19 protein-coding genes and 1 pseudogene are annotated in these 21,591 nt (G+C 72.7%); 9 read left to right on the top strand and 11 right to left on the bottom strand.

Going from position 1 to position 21,591, the window contains the following annotated elements; genetic code table 11:
• Positions 1–5: 5 nt before the first annotated feature.
• Together KSNIM_RS36035 and KSNIM_RS36030 are read right to left on the bottom strand one after the other, a co-directional pair.
• A complete protein-coding gene (locus KSNIM_RS36035) occupies positions 6–890 on the bottom strand; it encodes an ABC transporter ATP-binding protein (RefSeq protein ID WP_263107394.1) in 885 nt (294 codons plus the stop codon).
• Positions 891–1,056: 166 nt separating this feature from the next.
• Positions 1,057–1,557 carry an FBP domain-containing protein gene (locus tag KSNIM_RS36030; protein WP_263107393.1) on the bottom strand — a complete coding sequence of 167 codons (501 nt, stop codon included), beginning with the start codon at positions 1,555–1,557 and terminating at the stop codon, positions 1,057–1,059.
• Positions 1,558–1,680: 123 nt separating this feature from the next.
• Here KSNIM_RS36030 and KSNIM_RS36025 point away from each other — a divergent pair, with 123 nt between their 5' ends.
• Positions 1,681–2,619, top strand: coding sequence for an aminoglycoside phosphotransferase family protein (locus KSNIM_RS36025; protein WP_263107392.1), 939 nt, complete (start codon positions 1,681–1,683; stop codon positions 2,617–2,619).
• Here KSNIM_RS36025 and KSNIM_RS36020 read toward each other — a convergent pair.
• The 3 genes from KSNIM_RS36020 to KSNIM_RS36010 all read right to left on the bottom strand — a co-directional run bounded on the left by KSNIM_RS36020 (position 2,609) and on the right by KSNIM_RS36010 (position 4,955).
• Positions 2,609–2,980 carry a VOC family protein gene (locus KSNIM_RS36020; RefSeq protein WP_263107391.1) on the bottom strand — a complete coding sequence of 124 codons (372 nt, stop codon included), beginning with the start codon at positions 2,978–2,980 and terminating at the stop codon, positions 2,609–2,611. The genes KSNIM_RS36025 and KSNIM_RS36020 overlap by 11 nt on opposite strands.
• 84 nt (positions 2,981–3,064) lie before the next feature.
• Positions 3,065–4,339, bottom strand: a complete 1,275-nt coding sequence (locus KSNIM_RS36015; protein ID WP_263107390.1) for an MFS transporter — start codon at positions 4,337–4,339, stop codon at positions 3,065–3,067.
• A 31-nt stretch (positions 4,340–4,370) separates the two neighbouring features.
• Positions 4,371–4,955 carry a winged helix-turn-helix domain-containing protein gene (locus tag KSNIM_RS36010; protein ID WP_263107389.1) on the bottom strand — a complete coding sequence of 195 codons (585 nt, stop codon included), beginning with the start codon at positions 4,953–4,955 and terminating at the stop codon, positions 4,371–4,373.
• A gap of 221 nt (positions 4,956–5,176) precedes the next feature.
• On the opposite strand from KSNIM_RS36010, the gene KSNIM_RS36005 reads away from it, so the two are divergent.
• The 3 genes from KSNIM_RS36005 to KSNIM_RS35995 all read left to right on the top strand — a co-directional run bounded on the left by KSNIM_RS36005 (position 5,177) and on the right by KSNIM_RS35995 (position 8,040).
• A complete protein-coding gene (locus tag KSNIM_RS36005; RefSeq protein ID WP_263107388.1) occupies positions 5,177–6,709 on the top strand; it encodes a protein kinase domain-containing protein in 1,533 nt (510 codons plus the stop codon).
• A gap of 403 nt (positions 6,710–7,112) precedes the next feature.
• Positions 7,113–7,457: a hypothetical protein gene (locus tag KSNIM_RS36000; protein ID WP_263107387.1), complete on the top strand. Its 345-nt coding sequence runs from the start codon at positions 7,113–7,115 to the stop codon at positions 7,455–7,457.
• A gap of 145 nt (positions 7,458–7,602) precedes the next feature.
• Positions 7,603–8,040: a DUF6234 family protein gene (locus KSNIM_RS35995; protein ID WP_263107386.1), complete on the top strand. Its 438-nt coding sequence runs from the start codon at positions 7,603–7,605 to the stop codon at positions 8,038–8,040.
• Between the two features lie 58 nt (positions 8,041–8,098).
• On the opposite strand, the gene KSNIM_RS35990 is transcribed toward KSNIM_RS35995, so the two are convergent.
• Positions 8,099–8,626, bottom strand: coding sequence for a hypothetical protein (locus tag KSNIM_RS35990; RefSeq protein ID WP_263107385.1), 528 nt, complete (start codon positions 8,624–8,626; stop codon positions 8,099–8,101).
• A gap of 212 nt (positions 8,627–8,838) precedes the next feature.
• Here KSNIM_RS35990 and KSNIM_RS35985 point away from each other — a divergent pair, with 212 nt between their 5' ends.
• Positions 8,839–9,867 carry a hypothetical protein gene (locus KSNIM_RS35985; protein WP_263107384.1) on the top strand — a complete coding sequence of 343 codons (1,029 nt, stop codon included), beginning with the start codon at positions 8,839–8,841 and terminating at the stop codon, positions 9,865–9,867.
• Positions 9,868–9,944: 77 nt separating this feature from the next.
• Here the strand turns inward: KSNIM_RS35985 and KSNIM_RS35980 are convergent, their stop codons facing one another.
• The 5 genes and pseudogenes from KSNIM_RS35980 to KSNIM_RS35960 form a co-directional block, all read right to left on the bottom strand.
• Positions 9,945–11,021 (bottom strand): DUF4232 domain-containing protein, encoded by a 1,077-nt coding sequence (locus KSNIM_RS35980; protein ID WP_317634094.1) that lies wholly within the window; start codon positions 11,019–11,021, stop codon positions 9,945–9,947.
• 399 nt (positions 11,022–11,420) lie between these two features.
• Positions 11,421–12,086 (bottom strand): glyoxalase, encoded by a 666-nt coding sequence (locus tag KSNIM_RS35975; RefSeq protein WP_263108239.1) that lies wholly within the window; start codon positions 12,084–12,086, stop codon positions 11,421–11,423.
• A 27-nt stretch (positions 12,087–12,113) separates the two neighbouring features.
• Positions 12,114–13,117 (bottom strand): annotated as a pseudogene (locus tag KSNIM_RS35970) (IS5 family transposase).
• Between the two features lie 73 nt (positions 13,118–13,190).
• The gene (gene thpR, locus KSNIM_RS35965) at positions 13,191–13,853 is read right to left on the bottom strand and encodes an RNA 2',3'-cyclic phosphodiesterase (protein WP_263107383.1); all 663 of its coding nucleotides are present in this window, start codon (positions 13,851–13,853) and stop codon (positions 13,191–13,193) included.
• 127 nt (positions 13,854–13,980) lie between these two features.
• Positions 13,981–14,706 carry an SDR family NAD(P)-dependent oxidoreductase gene (locus tag KSNIM_RS35960; RefSeq protein WP_263107382.1) on the bottom strand — a complete coding sequence of 242 codons (726 nt, stop codon included), beginning with the start codon at positions 14,704–14,706 and terminating at the stop codon, positions 13,981–13,983.
• Positions 14,707–15,539: 833 nt separating this feature from the next.
• Between KSNIM_RS35960 and KSNIM_RS35955 the strand changes: the two genes are divergently transcribed.
• The 4 genes from KSNIM_RS35955 to KSNIM_RS35940 all read left to right on the top strand — a co-directional run bounded on the left by KSNIM_RS35955 (position 15,540) and on the right by KSNIM_RS35940 (position 21,458).
• On the top strand, positions 15,540–15,989 hold the full coding sequence (locus tag KSNIM_RS35955) for a hypothetical protein (RefSeq protein ID WP_263107381.1): 450 nt from the start codon (positions 15,540–15,542) through the stop codon (positions 15,987–15,989).
• Between the two features lie 308 nt (positions 15,990–16,297).
• The gene (locus tag KSNIM_RS35950; protein WP_263107380.1) at positions 16,298–16,813 is read left to right on the top strand and encodes a hypothetical protein; all 516 of its coding nucleotides are present in this window, start codon (positions 16,298–16,300) and stop codon (positions 16,811–16,813) included.
• A gap of 50 nt (positions 16,814–16,863) precedes the next feature.
• The gene (locus KSNIM_RS35945; RefSeq protein WP_263107379.1) at positions 16,864–18,039 is read left to right on the top strand and encodes a hypothetical protein; all 1,176 of its coding nucleotides are present in this window, start codon (positions 16,864–16,866) and stop codon (positions 18,037–18,039) included.
• A gap of 185 nt (positions 18,040–18,224) precedes the next feature.
• Positions 18,225–21,458 (top strand): ATP-binding protein, encoded by a 3,234-nt coding sequence (locus KSNIM_RS35940; protein ID WP_263107378.1) that lies wholly within the window; start codon positions 18,225–18,227, stop codon positions 21,456–21,458.
• Positions 21,459–21,591 lie beyond the last annotated feature (133 nt).

The following is a 21,591-nucleotide window of genomic DNA, read 5'->3' as shown; positions in this document are numbered from 1 at the left end:
CGCGCTCACCGTGCCGCCTCCGCCCTGTCCGTCAGCGCGAGCACGGCTTCCTCCAGGCCCGCGTCCTGCACCCGCAACTCCGACAGCCGCTCGTCGCGGTCCAGCAGCGCCCGCAGCAGCTCCTCGGGAGCGCGGGTCTGGATCCGCACCAGGTCGTGGTCCGCGGCGACCGAGAGCACTCCCGGCAGTAGCTCGAGTTCGCGTCGGTCGAGGCGGGTGCGGACGGTGACGGTGCGGTCCGGCAGCCGGGCCACCAGCTCCTCCGGCGGCGCGTCGGCCAGGATCCCGCCCCGGTCGAGCACCACCACGCGGTCCGCGACCGCGGCCGACTCCTCGATCAGGTGCGTGGTCACCAGTACCGCGGTGCCCCGCGCCCGGCGCCGCGCCAGGATCTGCCAGAAGTGCCGCCTGGCCGAGGTGTCGAGGCCCACGGTCGGCTCGTCGAGCACCAGCAGGGCCGGGTCGGTGACCAGGGCCATCGCCAGCTGTACCCGCTGCTTCTGACCGCCCGACAGCTTGGGGACGCGCCTGCGCCGCAGCTCGGCCAGGCCGAGCTCCGCGAGCACCGGCCCGGCCGCCGAGGCCCGCAGCCCGCCACGGACGGCGGCGCCGGTCACCAGCTCGTCGACGGTCAGCGTGTTCGGGAAGCCGAGCGTCTGCTGCGCCACCCCGAGCCGCCGCCGGGTCGCCGCGCGACGCGGATCACCGCCGAGCACCCGCACCGACCCCTGCTGCGGGGCGAGCAGCCCGACCGTGAGGGCCACCAGCGTCGACTTCCCGGCGCCGTTCGGCCCGAGCAGCGCGACGCACTCCCCCGGGTCGACCCGCAGGTCCACACCGTCCAGCGCGAGGCTCTCGCCGTACCGGTGGCGCAGCCCTTCGGCAGTCATCACCGCCCGTGTCGTCCGCTGTGTCGTCCCCATGGCCGCCAGCCTCGCGCCGGACGACCCGCGCCCGGTAGTGATGCCGTGTCACCGGCCCCGAATGACAAATGTCAACGGGGAAGCGCGGAGCCGGACGGCTCCGCACCGCCCACGGCCGACGGCGCCTGCGGGATCAGTGGGCCAGCACCTTCGCCAGGAAGTCGTCCAGGCGCTCCGTCAGCCGGGCGATCTGATCCTCCAGCGGCAGCGACTCGTCCGGCCGGGTCACCAGAGCGGACTTCCTCAGCCCGCGCACGTACAGCGGGCAGGCCAGGTCGGCGCAGACGTAGGTGCCGACCGTGTTGCCCTCCCGGCCCGCCTCGCCGGCCCGGCGGGCGGCCAGCAGCGCCACGCCGGAGCCGGCGTGCGAAGTGATGCACAGCGAGCACACGTTGGTGCGCGTCAGGCTGCGGCGCGGGCCCGTCGGCACCCGCAGGGTGATGCCGACGGGCCCGTCCGCCCGGTCGGCGACCAGGTAGGCGCGGTCCGGTGCGCCGCCGTCCCGCCACCCCAGGAAGTCCAGGTCCGGCCAGGGCAGGCCGGCCAGCCCGCGGGGCAGCGGCAGTCGACGGGCCTCGCCCCTGGAGCAGTTGACGAAGGATCCGCGGACCTCGGAGTCGCTCAGCGCACGCATGGGCCGCACGCTAACAACCCGCCGGCGGGGGCGTCGCCCCAATTCCCGGCCGCGACGGCCGGCGACGGGCCTGTCGGGAAATGCGATTGACGCTCGGGGCGTCCGGCGGTCGGATGACGTGCCATGAGCACAGGGCACATGCATCCCGCCATGCACCCCGTCGACGAGGACCTCGTGCGGCGACTGATCGCCGGGCAGTTCCCCCGGTGGGCGGGGCTGGCGGTGGAGCGGTTCCCGTCCGGCGGCACGGTCAACGCCATGTACCGGCTGGGCGACGACATGGTGGTACGGCTTCCGCTGGTGGCGGGCGGGGCCGACGCCGTGTCACATGAGCGGAGGTGGCTGCCCTCACTCGCGCCCCTCCTGCCCACACCCGTCCCCGAGGTACTCGGAGCTGGGCGGCCCGCCGAGGGATATCCGTGGCCGTGGGCGGTGTACCGGTGGCTCCCGGGAGTGAATCCCGAGGTGGGGGCGCTCGGCCAACCCGTCCTGCTGGCCGGGGACCTGGCCGGGTTCGTGGCCGCGATGCGGAGCGTCACCCTGCCGGGCGCCCCGCAGGCCCACCGCGGCGGACCGGTCGCCTCCCTCGACGCGGCGACCCGGGCGGCGATCGAGGAACTGCGCGGGATCCCGCAGGAGGGCGTCGACTGCGATGCCGCGACCGCGGTCTGGGAGGAGACGCTGCGGGCCCCGGGCTGGGACGGCCCGCCGGTGTGGCTGCATGCCGATCTCATGCCGGGGAACCTGCTGGTGGACGGTGGCAGGCTGGTCTCGGTCATAGACTTCGGATGCCTGGGGGTGGGCGATCCGGCGTGCGATCTGTTCCCGGCCTGGAATCTGCTGCCGGCCGACGCACGGGAGGTCTTCCGCGCGGCGCTGGGTGTGGACGACGCGACCTGGATCCGGGGCCGGGGGCGGACGCTCTCGCAGGCGCTGATCGCATTGCCCTACTACCGGACGACGAACCCGGCGATGGCGCACAACGCCCGGCACGTGATCCGGACGGTGCTCGGGGAGGCCGAGGCTGGATGCCGTCGATCACCGACGCCCGCTAGCCGATGAGGGTCTGTTTGGGGCGGACCACGCAGAACTCGTTGCCCTCGGGATCGGCCAGCACGGTCCATGACTCGTTGCCGCTCTGCCCGACGTCCACCCTGCGGGCGCCGAGCGCGAGGATGCGCTCGATCTCGGCCTCCCGGTCCGCCGCGGTGGACGTCAGATCCAGGTGAAGGCGGTTCTTGACGACCTTGCGGTCGGTCACCGGCATGAAGCAGATGCCCACGGGCCCGCTCTCGGCCGGTCCGACGACGACCTCACCCGCCCGTTCGGACAGGATCCGCCACCCCAGCACCTCGGCCCAGAACCGGGCCAGGGTGGGCAGGTCGTGGGCGTCGACGACGATGTGGTGCAGCGACAAGGGCATGCCGTCCAGTGTGCCCCGTGACCGTCGGCCCCGACGGCGTGTCCGTGCACCGGCCCGTCCGGCTCCCGCGCCGCGGTGCCGACGTCACGCCTCGCCCGTGCTGTCCATCCGGCGCCAGGAGGGGAAGGCCAGCGGACAGAGCGTGATCAGCAGGTACACCCCGCCGAGGGCCACGAGGGCCGCCGTCAGACCGACCCGGTCCACCAGGTAGCCGCAGGCGAGGCCGCCGAGCGGGGTCGCCAGCAGCACTCCCGCCGCCAGGACGCCCGTCACCCGGCTGCGCAGGGTGCCGGGCACGCGCTCGTACAGCACGGTCGAGACGATCGTGTTGAGGATCCCGGAGGCGACACCGGCGACCGCCAGCGTGATGCCCAGGGACAGCAGCCCGGGGGCGAACGCGGCGACCAGCATGCGCGGGCCTCCGCTGACGAGGAGACAGCCGGCGTACAGCGGCCAGCGGGGAAGCCGGGTCCCCAGCGCCCCGTGCAGCAGCGAGCCGGCGAGCGCGCCGGCCGCGAAGAGGCCGGCGAGCAGGCCGAGGTCGACGGATCCACCGAGGTCGCGCTCGGCGTGCACGGGCAGCAGGACCGACCGCCAGCCCTGGTCCAGACCGTTGGTGACCATGAGCACCAAGGTGATGCCGAGCAGCAGCCGCTGACGGAGCAGGAAGGCGAGGCCCTCGCGCAGTTCCGCGCGGTACCCGCGCAGGCTCGCCGGCGCCCCGTCCCGCCGGGGGGCGGCGGCGGGGACGTGCCGGACGCCGAGGGCGACCAGGAGCGCCGAGACGCCGAAGGTCGCCGTGTCCAGGAGCAGGACCGGCCCGGCTCCGAACAGTGCGATCAGTATGCCGGCGGCCGAGGCTCCCAGTAGCCGGGCTCCTCTGGACGCACTGGTGTAGAGGCTCATGGCGCGGGCGAGCGGGACGCCGGCGTGGTCGGCGAGATCGGGCGTGAGCACTTGGCGCGCGGTCTCTCCCGGCGCCTGGAACAGCCCGTTGACCGCCATGAGCACGCACAGCTGCCAGAACCGCAGGCTTCCGGCCCATTGCAGGAGCGGGATCAGCCCGATGGCCGTGCCGCACACCAGGTCCGACAGCACCGACGCGCGCAGGCGTCCGATCCGGTCGATCACCGGTCCGCCGGCGAGCGCCGACACCGCCAGCGGCAGCATCTGGCAGAAGGCCACCAGGCCTGCCCGGGAGGCGCTGCCGGTGGTCTGCAGGACGAACCACGGCACCCCGATGCCGGCGAGGGCGTTGCCGGTGATCGAGATGAGGTTCGCGCCCAGCAGCGCGCCCAGTGGCCGCCGGTCCGGGACGGCTCGGGCCTCGTCGGCCCGCGAGGGGACGGCGACGGTCATGGGCTCTCCTCCTCGGGTGATCGTCGGGGCGTCAGCTCTTCGGCAGCGGGAAGGCGTGCAGGTGGATGCGGACCGGGACGGCCCCGTCCTCGTCGGCAGCGACCCGGTCGCGGAAACTCTGCACGAGTTCGTGGGCCCGGCCGGCGAGTTCCCGCGCGAGTTCCGGCGTCAGGCGCAGGTTGAAGTCGCTCATGTCCCAGCTGCGACGCCACTCCTCGGGCCAGTCCCCGCTACTGGCGAGCCAGCCGCCCAGCTCCCGCGCGTGGACGGCGGCCACCTCCTTCAGGAACACGTCCATGGCGCCGCGCACATCGGGGTCGGGGTTCTCCAGGAAGTCCTCCAGCCTGTCGAACCGGTGGCCGCGGTGCTCGGCCCGCCACCAGCGTTCACGGGCGGTGCCCCGGTCCGGGTCCTCCGTGATGAAGCCGTGCACGCCGAGCTGCCGCAGGTGGTAGCTGACCGAGGCGGACGACTCGCCGAGCCGGGCGGCGAGCTTCGTCGCCGTCGCCGGGCCGCCCTCGCGCAGCGCGGCGAGCAGGCGCATCCGCAGCGGGTGCGCCAGACCGCGCAGGGAGCGGGCATCGAGGCTGCGCACGGCGGGCTGATGTTCCGTCATGGTCGGCAGCCTAACGATTGCCACCATTTCTTTGCAACGAAGTCTTTGCATTGCCTGTGGACCGTCCGGCACCACCCTGCGCGGCACGACCGAGCGCCACCGGGCACCGCGACCGAGCGCCACCGGACGACGCGGCGGAGCGCGGTGGGACGACGCCCCGCACGGGCCCTCCACCGCAACGATCGCCTCCGCCCGCGCAACGGGGCCGAGGCTTGCGGGAGATGGCTGTGCGGGCGACCCCGGCGTGCTTACGTGGACCCATGACGCACCCGAGAACGGTCGAGGAAGTCGGGAGCCGGTACCGGCTGGAAGAAGAGCTGGGCGCAGGTGGCCAGGGAGAGGCCTGGCTGGCGTACGACGCGAGACTGCGCCGCCGCGTCGTACTCAAACGGCTCGTGGTTCCGGCGGGATCGCCGGCCGAGCGGAGCGGGATCCACCTCGCGCGGGCCGAACGGGAGGCGCGGGCAGCCGGCAGTCTGAACCATCCCAACATCGTCACCGTGTTCGATCAGTTCGCCGACCACAACGGCCTGCCGTGGATGGTGATGGAGTACGTGGAGGGGGGTTCCCTTCAGGACGCCATCGAGTCGGGTCCGCTCCCCGTCGTGGAAGCGGCGCGGATCGGTGCCCAGGTCGCCGCCGCCCTGGCCGCCGCACATGCGGCCGGCGTGGTCCACCGGGACATCAAGCCGGCCAACATCCTCCTGGCGGCCGACCGGGTGGTGGTCGCGGACTTCGGGATCGCCTCGGTGCCGAACGAGGCCACGCTCACGGCCACCGGGACGGCGCCCGGGACACCGCACTTCATGGCCCCGGAGCAGGTCCACGACGGATCGTCCTCACCGGCGTCGGACATGTGGTCGCTCGGGGTCACGCTGTACCGCGCCGTGGAGGGGAGGCTCCCGTTCCAGGGAGACTCCCTCCTGCAGGTGATCCTGGCGGTCAGCCGCGGCGCGCCGGAACCGATGCGCCGGGCCGGCGCCCTGACCGCGGTGATCGGTCAGCTCCTGCGGCTGGAACCGGGCGAGCGTCCCGCGGCAGCCGTCGCAGCCGCCTCCTTGCGAGACGTCCTGAAGGAGCTGGAGGCGACCGGTTCGGGGGCGGCCGACATCGACGAGTTGCTCCGTCGGGCCACCCGCGAACGCGACGGCGGCGACGTGCACCGCGCCGAGGACACCTACTGGTCGGCCCTCGACCTGGCGATCCGGCAGCATGCCCGGCAGCAGGAGGGCTGGGCCTGGGACGGCCTCGGCTCCTGCCGCTCGCGCGCCGACGATCCGGACATGGCCATGCGGTTCTTCACCCGGGCCGCCCGCATCGCCGACGAGACCGACGACACGCTCCTGCGGGCCTGGAGCCTGCACAACTTCGGCGCCCATCGGCGCAGGAAGGGTGAGCCGGCCGCGGCCAAGGACTACTTCGAGCGGGCCCTGGCGATGGCTGAGACCCCTCGCTGCGCGGCAGCCGCGGGCTGGACCCACCATCAGCTGGCCGAGCTGGCGGCCGAGGACGGGGACCGCCGCCGGGAGAAGGAGCACTACGCGGCCGCCGCGCGCGTCGCCCTGGATTCCGACGAGGACGAACTGGCCGGTTGGAGCCTGTACAACCTGGCACGGTGCGAGGAGCACGCGGCCGAAGTCCCGCAAGCACGGGAGCACTACCGGCACGCCCTGGAGATCGGCACCCGAATCTCGAACCGGTGGATGGTCGAGCACTCCGAGAACGCTCTCGGGCGCACGGCCGGTCCGGACTGAGGCGCACCGCCGCCACGTACGGGCGGTGCCACGCGGCGGGTCGGCGAAGGGACGGGCTGCGCCGCGCTGCGGTGGACCGCCCGCGCCCGGACACCACACGGCCCGGCCGTCAGGGGGGAGGACGGCCGGGCCGGGCACCAGGGGACGGGACGGACACCGCCTCGCCAGAACGACCATACGGCCGACTGCCTCCCGCGGCGGGAAGGCGCGCCCATGTTCCCGACGGATGCCTCCGTTGCATGGTGGACAGCACCGCCACACCCCCCTACCGGCGGGTAGGACGTCGGTCCGACGGCGGGGTCAGACTCGTCCCGGAGTACGAGGAGACGCCGACCGGACAGTTGCCAGGCTTGTCCATGTGCATACGCACTCCGACCGTTTCCCCTTCTTCTCGAGGACTTTGATGAACCGTCCGCACAGGATCACCCGCCTCACCGCCTCCTTCATCGGCGTGGTGGCCGCCGGCACCACCCTCATGGCCGTCCCCGCGGCCGAGGCCGCCCCCGGCGGCCCGACCGGCTGCACCGCCTACGTCAGCCACGAGAACGAGCACAACGCCGTCGGCATGTGTACCCGTGGCAACGGCACCTGGTACGTCAAGGCCAAGTGCGCCGGACCGGGCCGCGTCAACGGCCCCTACCTCGGTTCGGAGGGCAAGCGCTCGCGGGGCATGGAGCAGGCCTCCGTGCTGAGCTGCGGCAGCAACGGCTGGCCGATCGAAATGACCGTCACCAGGATCAACCCCTGACGGCGGAGACCGCTGGCGCGCCGCCGGCCGGGCGGCCGTGACGTCACAGGAGCCGCCAGCCGACCCGGGAGGTGAGCGTACCGACGCGTGCACCTGAGTACGGGTACTCAGGTGCACGCGTCGGCACGTGGTGTGGGCTACCGCCATGACGACAACTCCATCCGTGCCGACGGCGCCGCAGCGACTGCCCTGGGCGGGCGATCTCCTTGCCGCACTCGCCGGCCTGGTGCTGACAGCCGTGGTCCTCGGGTGGGCGCTGCTGGCCGCGGGCATGGAGGGGTGGGCCGCGCAGTACGACGGCGAGACCGCGAGCACCGGCGCCGAGGCCGTCGTCGTCGGGGTGACCGCGTTCGTCGCCGGCACGGTGGCCTACGGTCTGCGCCGGAAGGCGCCGATCACGGCCGTCACGCAGGGGCTCGTCGCACTGCTCGCGGCCCTGCTCACGGCGGCCCTCGTCTCCCCCACCACGCCCGACCGGCAGCCCGCACCCCGTCCCACCCCGACCGAACAGGTCCAACCGTACGGACACGGCCCCTGCCGCAGCGGCGGCACCGACGACGAGTGCAAATATTCCGGCGGCTGACCACCCCGCCGCCGGACGGACACGGGCGATCACCGCATCGGAACGCTCACGGGAAGGCTCACGGAAAGTACAGCGCCGCCTTCTCCAGGACGTGCCCCGTGAACATCCCGCCCCACACGACCCCGCCCCGGTACATGGCGACCCGGGCGGTCCCAGGTGCCGCCGTCTCCACCGTGACCGGTCGGCCGATCAGGGAGGTCCCGAGGAGCCGGGCGTCCGCGGCGGCCCACTGTGCCGCGGACGGGTGGACGGTGCTGCTGACCAGCGCCGGCAGGACCATCGCCGCGTTGCGGGCGCCGGGCAGCCCGCTGCGGATGTTCTTGGCACGGTCCATCGCCCATTCCGTGAACTCGGCCAGCGAGGCGCTGTCGATCTCGGGGACGGCGGCGGCGAGGACGAACAGCTCGGTCTTGGTGCCGAACCATCGCACCTTGCGGTCCGACCGGCCGCCGACCACGACACCGTGGTCACGCCAGGTGGCCGCGGTCACCTGGCAGCCGTCGGCCCTCAGCCGCTCACCGAGCCCCTCCAGGTACGTGCTGGCTGCGTCGACCGGCGACGCTCCGTTCGCCTGTTGCTGCGTCATGACGCCGATCCTCCACCACCGGTACGACAGGCGGAAGACCGAAGGCGTATCAGGCCGCCGCGAAGGAACCACCGCGACGACGCGTTCCACCGTACTCATGTGATGGAGCATCACCACGCCGGACATCGAAGGGCAATTCCCTCCCGGGTAGGAGACACCCTCCTCCCCTCGACCGACGACCGGTCCCGGCGGGGCGGCCTAGCGTGGACGGTATGGCAGATCAGCCGCGTCAGACCGGTTCGCCGGCGCCGGCGCCGGCCCGGGCGAGCGGTGCCGACGTACGGAACGCTCCCCGCTGGACGGTCCGCACGGCGCCGGCCGCGCTTGCCGCAGCCACCTGCTACGGCCTTCTGCAGGCTTGGTGGGCGCTCGGCCACGCCCCGTCCTTCGGCCGATTCGGGACCGACCTGCTGGTCTTCCCGGCCTGGGGCGCCGCGGTGCTGTGCACCGCCGCAGCGGTGCTCTCCGGAGCGCTGCACACGGCGGGCCGGCCCCGGCCGCTGCTGCTCGCGGCCACCGCCACGGTGGCCGGCGCGCTGCTGCTCGGCTGCCCGTTCCTGCTGCTGGACGTGGTCGGCGTCCTGCTGCCGGGCCTGCACATCCCCTTCTCGCTCACCGGATTCCTCAGCCGGGGCGGCTGCCTGGCCGTGTCGCTGCTGCTGGCCGCCGCCGCTCTGGGCCACCGTCGCCGGTGGTGGGGCGACTGCCCGCGTTGCAGCCGCACCGGCGGTCCCGTCCACCCCGATCCGCCGGCCCGGGCGCCGCGCTGGGCCTGGTGGGCCGCGTACGGCGCGGTCGCGTCCTGCTGGCTGCGGATTCTCGCCCAGTACGCCCTCGGGTTCGCCGGCCCGGGTCGGCTGAGCTCCCCGCAGGCCGCGTCCCTCGCGCTGTTCGAGGTGGGCTTCGTCCTGGCCGGCACCGTGCTGCCGTTGTCGTTGGTGCACCGGTGGGGACGGGTGTTCCCCCGCTGGATGCCGCTGTTGGGCCGGCGGAGCGTCCCACGCCCGTTGCTGCTCGGGCCGGCGTGCGCGATCTCGGTCGGACTGCTGGTGTACTTCGGCGTCGGCATCGGCCAGTTGGTGGGCGAGACGATCCACCCGGTGGCCCACGACGGCGCGCTGCCGCTGCCCTTCCTCTGGGTGGCGATGCCCGCCTACTGGCTGTGGGGCCTCGGCCTGGGCGTGGCCGCGCTGTCCTACCACCGCCGCACCCGCCGGCCGTGCCGCGTCTGCGGCCGCTGACCCGGCCGCCCCACCACGGCGTGCTCGGGCGGGCGCGGCCGGACGGGGACCGCGTCGGCACCGGCACCTGCAGCGGGTCAGGGCCGAGTGCCCCGGATGGTCGGCACGCCCGGGATGCCTGTGGCAGCCGTGCCCCGGGTCCCGTCCTTCGTCCAGGCACCGACGGCCAGCCGGCCCGTGGTGCCGAGGTCGAGTTCCGGGATCACCATGACCGGATCGGCACCTGCTGTCGCCCGGACCCGCAGATACGGCGCGTTCACCGTATCGGCCGTTCCGGCCTCCACGGTGTTGCGCCAGACCAACCCGGCGTAGGCGCGTTCGCCCGGCCCCAGCGTGATCGGCCGGGGCGGTTCGTCGGTGCCGGTGCCGGTGGAGATGGCGCTGCCGCCGTGCAGGAGCCGCACATTGCCGACGGGCCGGTGTTCCTCGTCGATGACCTGGAGTTCCGGATAGCCGTTCAGTTCGACGGTTCCCGAGCCGCAGTTCTCCAGGTGGAGGCCGAGCGCGCGCAGTCCCATGGCGGCATCGCCCTCGTCGGCGTACACCCGCGTCCCGGACGACGGACAGGCCCCGGTCTCGGCCGAGGCCTCCTTGCTCGGAACACTGCGCACCTTGGTGATCCGCACCCGCCCGGCGCCCACGGAGGCGGACGCACCCGTTCCAGTGGGAACGGCGCCGACCATGTGCTGTTCGGTCAGGAGGGGCGAGGGTTCATCCGCCGCGACGGTGCCCGCCACGGTCCGACCGGGCGCAACGTCGGGCACCGTCCGCCTGCTGACGGACATCACCTGCCCCGACGGTGAGAGGTGGGTGAAGGTGACCGTGTACGTGAAGGGTTCGCTTCCCCGGTTGGTGACCTCGAATTCGGTGCAGAGGGGGCCGGAACCCGTGATCCTGACGCCGTCCAGCTCTCGCTCGGCCGGACCGCCGACCGACGCCGAAGCCGAAGAAGAAGCAGAGGCCGAACTGCCCGTCGGCACACCGCAGGCGGACGTGGCACCCGGCCCGGAGGCCCGAGGTCCGGTGGCGGCCTGAGAGCCGCACGCGGCGAGCAGCAGGACCGCGGCGGCAAGGAGGACCGGAGAGGTGATTCGGGAACGATGCACCCACCGAGCTGACCATGACCGGGCGTCAAGGACCGTGACGGCACTCACACTTCCGGCAACGGCCCTGTCACAGAGGATCGATGTCCTGGATCCAGGACCGGATGAGGGCAGTCGGGCGTCTCGATGATCCGGCCGACGCCCGTGCAGTGGACGGTGACGTCGGGGTGGACGCCTCGGATCACCACGCTGAAGTGCCCCCCTTCCTCGCAGACGACCGGCCGGCTCGGGGTGACGACCTGGAAGTGACGCACGGCCGGGCCCGCGGGCGGTCCGGCCGGCGCCCGGGCCGGAGGGCTGCACGGCGCCGGCCTCCCCGCCGGGTTCCGCGGAGGCGGGACCGGCGGGCGGCAGGAAGCCAGAGCGGGGAAGTGCCTGCGACGGCCCAGGGGCAGGTACGCCCCGGGGCCGGGCCGGGATGAGCCGGGATGGGCCGGTGGGGGCCGGGAGTCAGGACGCCGTCGGGACGTGCGGCGCGGCGGCCTCCCAGGCGAACCCGTCCGGGTCGGTGAAGGTGTCGGCGGCGCCGCCGAGGACGATGCGGTGCGAGCCGGTGCCGTCGACCGGGACGCCGAGGTCCTTGGCAAGGGCACGGCGCTTGTACAACGCCAGTTTGACGGGGCTGGACTGACCGGGGGCGAACTCGGTGTACTTGCCACCGAAGCTCTTGGCCACGGAGAGGCCCCGGCCGACGTAGAACTGCTTGGTGGCCTTCACGTCCTCGACACCGAGCAGAAGGACGACCTCGTCGATCTCGCGGGTGGCGGGGCCGCTGTCCTTCTTCGCCGAGGTCGCGATCTTCCAGATCGTCCCGTCCGGGGCCTGGACGACGCCGCCATAGCCCCACAGCGACTTCGCGGCGGGCTTCAGTACCGTGGCGCCGGCATTCACGGCGGCGCCGACGAAGCCGTCGACAGTGGCCGGCCCGGACACCGTGAGCGCCAGGGTGAAGCCCCGGAACCCGGTCGACTGCGCCTCGGACGCCCGCAGGTGGATGAACGTGTCCACGCCGAACTCACGGTAGAAGCGGCGGGCGGTCTCGAGGTCGGCCACCTCGACGGTGACGGATTCGAGGGCGGTGTCGGCTGCGGTGGAAGTAGTGGTTGCCATGACCATCACGCTAGGGAGCGTATTTGGTCGTGATCAAGGGGCGGTCTTGGTGAGGCTCTTGATCCAGATCATCGATGCACGGAGGTGGAGGCCGGCGAGGTAGCTCTCGGGTGTCTTGTCGAACCGGGTGGCGATGCCCCGCCAGGCCTTCAGCCTGTTGATCAGGCGCTCGACGGTGTTCCGCTCCTTGTAGAGCTCGGCGTCGTGGGCAACGGGCCGGCCGCCCCTGCTGCCCTTCTTCTTTCGATGGGCGGCCTGGTCCCGCTTCTCCGGGATGACGGCCTTGATGTGCCGTTCGCGCAGGTGAACACGGTTGCCGCGGGACGAGTACGCCTTGTCGCCGGCGACCGCGTCGGGCCGGGTACGGGGGCGGCCGACGGGCCCGCGAACCCGGACCTTCGCCAGCACGGGGATGAACTGCGGACTGTCGGCGGCCTGCCCCTCGCTCAGGACGAATGCCAGCGGGCGACACTTGCGCTCGCCGGCGATGTGGACTTTGCTGGTCTGCCCGCCTCTGGACCGTCCGAGCAGGGCTGCCTTCAGGCGGATCTTGCGTCTGCGTCGGACACGTCGCCGCTCGTCCCGTCCCGGGTCGTCTGCGGTGTCCTGCCCGTCTTGTTCCTTCGGGCCGCCCCCTTTTGCCGGGCCTTCTCCGCCTCCTCGGCCGCCTTCTCCAGGTCGGCGAGCGTGTCGGGGTCGAGGTGCATCCCGGCGGCGTCGTGGTGGGCCCGGACGGTGGTGGAATCCACGCTGACCAGCGACAAGTCCACCTCACCCCGCTTGGCGGCCTCCGCGATCGCGCCCTCCAGCAGGGCCTCGAAGACCCCGGCGTCCCTCCACTGCCGGAAGCGGTTGTGGACCGTCGACCAGGCCCCGAACTCGCTCGGCATCTCCCGCCACTGGCCGCCCGTCCGAAACCGCCAGATCACGCCCTCGAACTGCCGGCGCAGCCGCTCGGGGTACGGGCCGTACTCACCGATCGGCAGGTACGGCCCGATGAACTCCCATTCGGCGTCAGTCAGTTGCACTCGCGTCACACAGCATGATCTATCGGATCGGGCGCGACCACGAGGGCGAAACCCGCATATTGATCACAACCCGATACGGGCCCTAGGTGGTGCGCGGCCGCCGAGGCTTCTCCAATCCTGACCGTTCTTGCGGCTCTGCGGGATCGCCGTTGCCCCCGGCCCGGACGGCGGCGCCGAATCGCCATGCCTCGATGTCGCGGTAACGGATCGGCCCGAGCCCACGGCCGATGGTGCCGCCGACCAGGTGGAGACGCTCGGCCCGCCACGGCCGGCCCACGAACCCGGCGAGCCCGGCCGCGGCCCGCGGCACGCTGGTGGGATCGTCGCGACGGGACCGCGCCAGTGTCAGATGGGGGTGCAGCGGGCGCTCCCTGAAATCGATGCCGCAGGATCGGACCAGCTCCCGGACGTCGGAGGCGAGCAGGTGCAGTCCCTCCAGGTCGCCGTCGATCCCGCTCCACAGCAGCCGTTCGTCGAAGTGGCCGCCCCCGCGCAGGCCCAGCTGCAGCGCGGGGTGCGACGCCGCCCGGCCGGCCAGCGCCGACCGCAGCAACGGCACTGTCGTGGCTGGCAGTTCACCGAGGAAGGCCAGGGTGATGTGCCAGTCCTCGATCCGGTTCCACCGCAGCCGCGGATACAGGGCGTAGGCGGGCTGCAGGGCCCGGGCCAGCTCCTCCTTGGCCTCGTCGGGCGGAGCCAGCGCGACGAAGACGCGCAGGGTCGAGGGCTCAGGGGGAACGTCCACCAGGGATTTCTAGCACCTCACCGACTTTCCCGGCAGGCGGGCAGACCGCCGCCCGCCCGGCAGCCCGGCCGCCGGGGTTGGTGCGGCATCCGCCTCGACCCCGGTGTCACCGCTCGCACACCGCCGTTCACAGAGCGGTGCCGGTCTCCTCGGCCAGTGCCGCGAGCAGACGGTCCTGGAACGCCTCGTCGTGGACGGCGGGGTGCGGCGGCCTGAGCTCGCGGTGGTACCAGTACCCGCCGGTGGTCAGGGCCTCGGGTTCGTCGCTGGTGGCCAGCCATTCCTGGGTCAGGTGCCCGAGTTCGAGATCGTCCGGGGCTCCCGGGCCGCCCATCCTGGTCGGCACCCATCCCGGGTCGACGGCGTTGCTCCGCACGCCGGGGCGCAGCCGGGCCACCGCGGCGGCGAGCGCGGTGACGAACGGCTTGCTGTCCGCGTAGGAGCCCGCGCTCCCGCCGAGCCAGTCGACTCCCTGCACCGTCGGTTGCCCGCCGAAGTGCGAGCCGCTGCTCAGGTACACCAGTCGGCGCGGTGCCGGCAGCAGGGCCGTGAGCAGGTACGGGGCGATGATGTTGACCGGCATGACGGCCGGGCCGCGCCATACGCCTGCGTTGTGGATGACCGCGTCGAGCGGGTCGGCGTCGTTCAGCTCGGCGGCGATCCGCCGTACGGCGTCACGGTCCGTGAGGTCGCCGGTGACGGCGTCCGCTCCGCGGTCGAGCAACGGCCGCAGGGCAGTTGCCCGCCCGGGGCTGCGGGCATGCACGACGACCCGGTGGCCGGCCGACTGCAGTGCCTCCGCGGCGGCCCGGCCCAGGCCCTCCGTGGACCCGGTCACCAGAATGCGGCTCACCAGGACACCTCCCTGTGCTCGCGCTCTGCTGCCTCCTGCACCGTTCGTCCCCATTCTGCGCGGGTGCGGATCAATCGGCGGGGCACCGGGCCGTACGGCCTGCCTGCCTGCCCCGGTTCGAGACCGGCGCGGCGCGGCGCCGAACGAACCGTTGGTGCGCCTGGCCCCGCCCGCTTTCGCGCGAGCTGATCGCCCTGATGCCGGGCCGTCCGGGCAAGCGACCAAAGCCGACCATCCGGCGTCTGCGGGTGGCGACCATCCGGCCGCCATGACCCGTTGTCACCGGCACCCATCGACGGGGCGCTCCGCTGAGTGATCGGCTCCGCCGCCGGGCCGCGCTGTGTTCCGTGTCGGGCCGGGGGCTCGCGGATCGCGGCGGCCGGGGCCGGGCGTGGCCGTGACCCATCGTCATCGCCCGCCACGGCGGCCCGGATCCGCAGCGTCACCGCACGAGCCAACAGACGCCACCAGCTCCGAACGTGCCGGTACCGCGGACCTCCGGAGCGGGCCCGGAGCCGAGATGCCGCACCGGAAGGAGCGCGGGACGATCGAAGGGACGGGGCCTGAACGCGAGCCGCACCCCGGCGGGCGGCACCGCGCGGTCCTCCTGGACCGCCGTCCGACGCCCCGCACCGAGACCCCACCCGCCCGACACCCCACCCGCCGACCTCCCGACCCGACCGGAGGCCCTCCACCGGACGCCGTCCACCGCGTCCGGCCAACGGCAGGCGGCCGGGCCGGTGCGGCGGAACCGCGTCGTCTCCGCCGTACGCACACCGGACCCGATCCACCGGACCTCCGCACGAGCCCTCCCACGAAAGGGCGGGAACGCCATGAACGCCTTCGAGAGCCACATCGCGGGCGCAGACCGCGCGGCCGCCGCACGTCTCACCGGCACCACCTCCCCCTACACGGCGGACGATGACCGACCGCGCCCGCGGGAGCAGCCCTGCACCGTCCGGCGTCCCGAGGTCTCCGTCCTCGGCAGCCGGTCCGTGGTCCCCAGGGACAAGGTGGCGCGTCCCCCGCCCAACCGCTTCACCCACACGCTCGACGCCGACCAGCCCTCCTGGTACGACCACCACCGGCCCGAGGGGCCGCCCGACGGCATCCTGCCCATCGGAACGGCCCTCGTCCTGCTGGTCGAGGCTGACCCGTACTGCGGTGTCGTCGCCCCCAGCGGCCTCCACGTCGCCGTCCACCGCGCCCGTCTCCAGGTCCTCCCCCACCCTCCCCAACCCCCGCCGCCCGGAGCGGGAGCGAGCTGGGACGACGATGCCTGACGCGCGGGGCGTTGCTGTCGGGACGCCACCCGCCCCGGCCACGCGCCTCGGCCACGCGCCTCGGCCCGCGCCGAGCCGCGCGGATCTGCCGGTCGGTGCCCGATCTGCCGGCCGGTCAGGACGACGCCGGACAGCGGCAGTCCGGGTGCACCGGTTCGGCCGGGCGGCCGGTCGCCGCCTCACGGTCACCGCTTGATCCACATGCCTGCACCGTTCGTGCGGCGTTACGTTGGAACCGGACCCCCACGGACAACCTCCCACCGGCTCGCGGCCTCCGCGGAGCGTCGCGAGGAGTCACAGGACGCACGATGCCCACACGTTTCGGCTGGACCGGATGCCACAACTGCCTCTCGCTCTTCTACAGCGGCTGGCCACCCCCGAACGATCCGCCTCCGTACGACCCCGCCCCCAACGGCTCCTGCACCGCCGATCCCCTGCCCGGCACGCCACCCGAGTTCATCGGCCGTCACATTCCGAACAGCGACTGGGCGTTCGAGATGACCGAGGATCCCTCGACCCGGGGGGACGGCACCGTCGTCAGCGGCTGGACGGAAGGGTTCAACCACTGCACCCGGTGCGAGGCCATGTTCACCACGGAGGCCGGCGGCAACCACTGCACGGCCTCGGGTACGCACACCGCCGGCACCGCCTACCAACTTCCCACCAGCTGGGGTCCCTTCGAGCATTTCAAGTCCGGTTGGAAGGTCTGCGGCAAGTGCGGCGTCCTGTTCTTCGCCGGTGACGGCGACTTCGACGGCGCCTGTCCGGCCGACACCACCCACCACGCGGTCAGTGTGGAGTTCGGGGTCGAATTCTGGCTGTAGGCCGGGCGCGCGAACACGCCCGCCGCAGCCCACCGTCTGGGAGAACGATCATGGGTGACTTCGCCGTGAACACGTCCGTCAGCGGAAGCCAGTCGCAGCCCTGCGCCGACGCGCTGCTCGGCAGCGAGTTGTTCGCGGCCGTGTGGGCGGACGGCGCCGATGCCGGCATCAAGGGCAGGCACGTCAACACCGCCGGCACGCCGCTCGGGTCGGAGTTCCTCGTCAGCGACACACCGCCCGGCAACAACACAGACCGGCAGCGGCCCTTCGTGGACTCCATCGGCGGGGCGACCTTCGCGGCCTGGATCGAGCAGCCGTTCAACCTGCCCCCGCCGACTCCGCACGTGGTCCTGCGACGTCTCGCCGGTTCCCACCCGGGAGGACCGCCGGTGCGGGTCAGCACCGAGGACATCGACGCCTCGTGGCCGCCGACGGTCACCCGCATGATCGACCGCGGCTGCCTGGTCACCTGGACGGGAGGCAGCCCAGAGCAACGGGTCCGCGCCCAGCGGTTCGGCCCCGACGGGCAGAGGCAGGGCTCCGAGATCGCCGTCAGCACCAGCGAGGCCTTCCACACCGGTGCCGCCGCGACGGTGCTGAGCACCGGGGACTTCGTGGTCGCCTGGACCGACGGCGAGGCGGTGGGCGGCGGCGGGCTGAGGTACCGGGTCTTCGGGTCCGACGGCACACCCCGGACGGACGAGATCCACGCCGACGTCACGGGATTCGGGCGACTGGGCCGGAGCGTGCTGACGGCCCTCGACAACGGACGGTTCGTCGCCGCGCACATCAACGCCACGGTGCCGAGCGACCTCGGCGTCCCCCAGACCACCGCCGTGGCCAGCATCCTCGACCCGGCGGGCGACGGTGACGTCATCGCCAGGGCGTTCGCGGGTTCACCGAAGCACTTCCACCGGACCTCGCCCTCGCTGACGGCACTGCCGGGCGGACGCTTCGTCCTCGCCTGGGTGGAGAAGAGCGCGGACACCAACGACACCGTGCCGACCGTGATGGCACAGCTGTGCTCGGACAGCGAGCTCGAGATCGGTCCCAAGGTCCAGGTGAGCTCCGGCACCGCAAAGAACCGGCTCGACCTGAGCGCAGCCGCCGTCTTCGGCAACGGCTCTCCGCAGAAGGTCTTCCTGTCCTGGACGAATCTGGCGGCCGACGGCGACACCTCCGTCCGCGGCTCCGTTCTCACCGCCGACGCCGCCGGGCTGTCCTGACGGACGGTTGTCGATGCCAGTGAGGGAAGACCCCGATGAACCAGGTCATCCGGCATCCCGAGGGGAGGTTCAGGGCGCCGAGCGAGCCGCGCTTCGTCCGGGGAAGGCGCTTCCTGTCCTGGCTGAGATTCCGCGTGTTCCGACGGTGGCGGATGCGGCGTGTCCGCAAGGAGACCCGGCAGCGGGTGGCCATTCCTCGGCAATGGCGCGGGAGGTGGACGCCCGGGAACTACCTCAAGGCCCTGTCGTTGATCGGAACGTTGCTGCTCCTGGGCTGGCTGGCCCTGGCCGTGAGCGTGATCATCGGCGGAAGGGCCGGGTTCGTCGAGAACACCTGCCGCAGCACCGGCCAGTCCTGCAGCGTGGTCATCAGCTTCACCACCCCCTTCCTGGTGCTCTCGCTGAGCACGACCGTATTCCTGGGCGTGCGGCGCTGGAAGACGATCCGGCCGATCGGGCGGACCGCGCGGAGGAACCCGCGGCAGTTGGTGCCCACGGCCGGCACGATCGTCGACGAGGTCGTCGGCCGGCAGGAGCTCTGCTCGGTCATCGCGCAGGCCCTGCGGGACCGGCGCCGACGCCGGCCGTACGTGCTGGTCGGCGGCGTCGGCAGCGGGAAGACGGCCGTACTCGTACAGCTGACCCAGGTGCTGGCGGAGAACGGCGCCGTTCCCGTCCCCCTTCACCTGCGGCGTATCGACCTCGACGGGTCCGACCTGAACTTCGGCGAGCTGGCCAAGAGGCGGTTCTGCGACGAGGTGGACCCGGGCGTCATCTCCAGGGCCCAGGCCGAACGGGTGTGGCGGCAGCTCTGCATGGACGACAAGGCCGTGGTCATCGCGGACGGACTCGAGGAGGCGTTCTGCGAGGACGAGGACCAGGCGAACCGGGACAGTCTGATCCGTCGCGCGATCGGCCGGGCGCAGAAGCAGAAGCTCCCCCTGGTGATCGCCTCGCGTCCGCACTCGGCGCTCGAAGGGACCCAGGCTGCCGTCATCGACCTCGAACCGCTCAGCGAGGAGGCCGCACTCGGCTACTTGGCGCACCGCAAACCCGGCGTGGACAGCCGCAGGCTGGACTGGATCGTCGAGACGGCCGCGGTCGCGGAGTCGCCCCTCTACCTGCAGATCGCCCGCCAGCTGCGGGAGCACCAGCTCATGGAGCACTTCGAGAGCAGCAAGAAGTGGGACCACGTCAACACCCGCGGCGGCGACCGGACCTGCATCCGGCTGAGCCTCCTGGACTCCTGGATGAAGGCGCTGGTCCGCGGCCATCTCCAGGCCCGCTTCGACATCGCGTACGAGCAGCGGAAGAGAACGGTGTCGGTGATCTCGGCGCTGGCCTGCATCGGGCTGATCAACGACCGACTGGAGGTCAGGTTCGACGAGCTGATCAGCTGGGCGGACGGGAACGGCGGACAGCCGCGAACGGCGGTGATCCCCTATCGGGCGATCCTCCGCGCGCTGCGCGAGCGCGTCGGGGATCTGCCGGGGGACGCCGAGGAGTCCTGCTGGCGCACCGCCCTGTCCCGGTACGCGGCACGGGGTGAGCAACTCGGGCTGGTGGAGGCGCAGAGCCGGAAGGTGCGGTTCCCGCACAGCATTCTGCAGGCCTATCTGGGGTCCGCCTTCCTCGACGTCGTCCAGCAGGACGGCGCGGGGCTCCTGGAGAGGGCGCTCGAGGAACCCGGCCGCGAGCTCCTCATCGCCCTGGTCCTGCGCTCCCGCCGCAAGGGCGAGACCCTGAAGCGCGCCACGGTCGACCTGCTGCTCGAAGCGGGCCGGCAACGCCGGGACGACAAGGCCCTCGACCTGTTCGCCGCAGCGTTGGAGATCGACACCTGTCAGGCCGACGATTCGGCCCATGTCCTTCTCGCCGGAACCATCCTGCAACGGTGGCCGGAGATCGTCGACGGCGACCCGAGGACGCTCGACGAGGCGAAGCTGCGGCTGGTGCACGCGTTCGGCGAAGTGGCACGCCGGCTCGACCGCTCGAACAGGGAAGATCCCGAGAAGTGGCCCAAGCCGGCCTACGGCGACCTGATGAGGGTCACCTGGGTCGAGCCCAGCTATCCCGTCAGGCTGGCCATCGCCCAGGAGATCGGCGCGGGCGGCGACAACGCGTTCGACGCACTGCGCAGGCTCTTCCCGTGGCCCCGGCGGAAGGAAGGGGCCGCGGCCGAGATCTACGACCCCTGGGAGCAGTACAGGACGGCCATGGAGATCCAGCGGAACAGGGAGAGCGCCGAACGCGAGAAGCGGATCGGCTCTCCCGACACCCCGGACAGCGCCGAGCGGGGCGCCCGGACGGCCGTAGAGATCTGGCGCGAGTTCGTCACCAGGGCGTGGCTGGTTCCGATGATCGTGGGCTCGGTGGGCAGCGACCGGTGCGACCAGGCACGGGAACGCATGGACCTCTGGCTGCAGCACCTCGCCCCCAACCCCGCGACCGGGCGCGCCGACCTGCCCATCTCCCTGGAGATCGCCCTCGCCCAGGGCTTCAAGGGTGCGGCGAACCGCCGGAGCCGGCACCCCGCGACCTCCGACGAGGCCCGGGAGTACCTGATCGAACAGGCGGAGCACATGCTGACGCACGCGCGCTACTGGTACTCCCAGGTCACCCTCATCCACGCGCTGTGCCTGTGGGAGCTCCCGGACAGCACCGACGAGGTCCTGGAGGGAGGCGACAGCGGCCGGCGGTCCGGCTCCGACCCGCTGCAGGCCGTGGAGCGCTGGCTCGGCATGGCGGGCAGTGAGCAGGCCCCCGGCGACAGGCCCGCGGACGAGCTCACGGTGCGGGGAGGGACCCGGCTGCACCCCTTCGTCGCCGAGGCCGGGGACCTCGCGGCGCTCGCCCTGGAGACCCGGCGTCCCGAGCGGTTCATCTGGATCGACGAGAAGGGGACCATGGCCAACATCGGCTCCCAGCCGGCCGATCCCGCGGTCTACCGCAAGCACAACCTCTGGATTCCGCCGTCGGTGGGGTGGAGCACCCTGCATCCGCGCGCCCAACAGCTCCTCGCCGACATCCTGTTGCTGCTCAACCTCACGGAACGCGACGGGCAGCTGGTCGACAGCCGGCTGGAGCGCACCAACCGCACGACGCTCCCGCCCTGCCTGACGAAGGACCGTACGGCGCTGCGTCCCGAGCGCACGGTGGGCATGGCCGGGACGGCCGAACCGGGGACGAGCTGCCTGCGCAGCTGCCAGTTCGAGCTGTGCCCGTACCCCGCGAAGGGGGCGCAGCCGGGCGCGGAGCTGCGCGAACCCTTCTGCCGGCAACAGCAGGCCCTCCTGAGGAGGCGCACGCTCCGACGCAGGAGGGCGGGCTGGCAGGGCATGACCGACCGTGAGCTCGGCCGCTTCTGGACGGCCATGGCGGAACGGACCCGGACACCCTCGGCCGTCGAGGAACGCTAGGCGGTCACCGTGCCCCACACGACCCGCGCACGGACCGCTGCCGACGGGCGTACGTCACCGGACCGGCCCGTGGGACACCCGCCGCACCGCCCGCACACGGGCCACTTCTGCACCCATCCGATGAAAGGGGCCT

Source organism: Kitasatospora sp. DSM 101779, assembly GCF_025655475.1.
Taxonomy (GTDB): domain Bacteria; phylum Actinomycetota; class Actinomycetes; order Streptomycetales; family Streptomycetaceae; genus Kitasatospora.
This window is presented reverse-complemented; position numbering and strand designations above follow the sequence as displayed.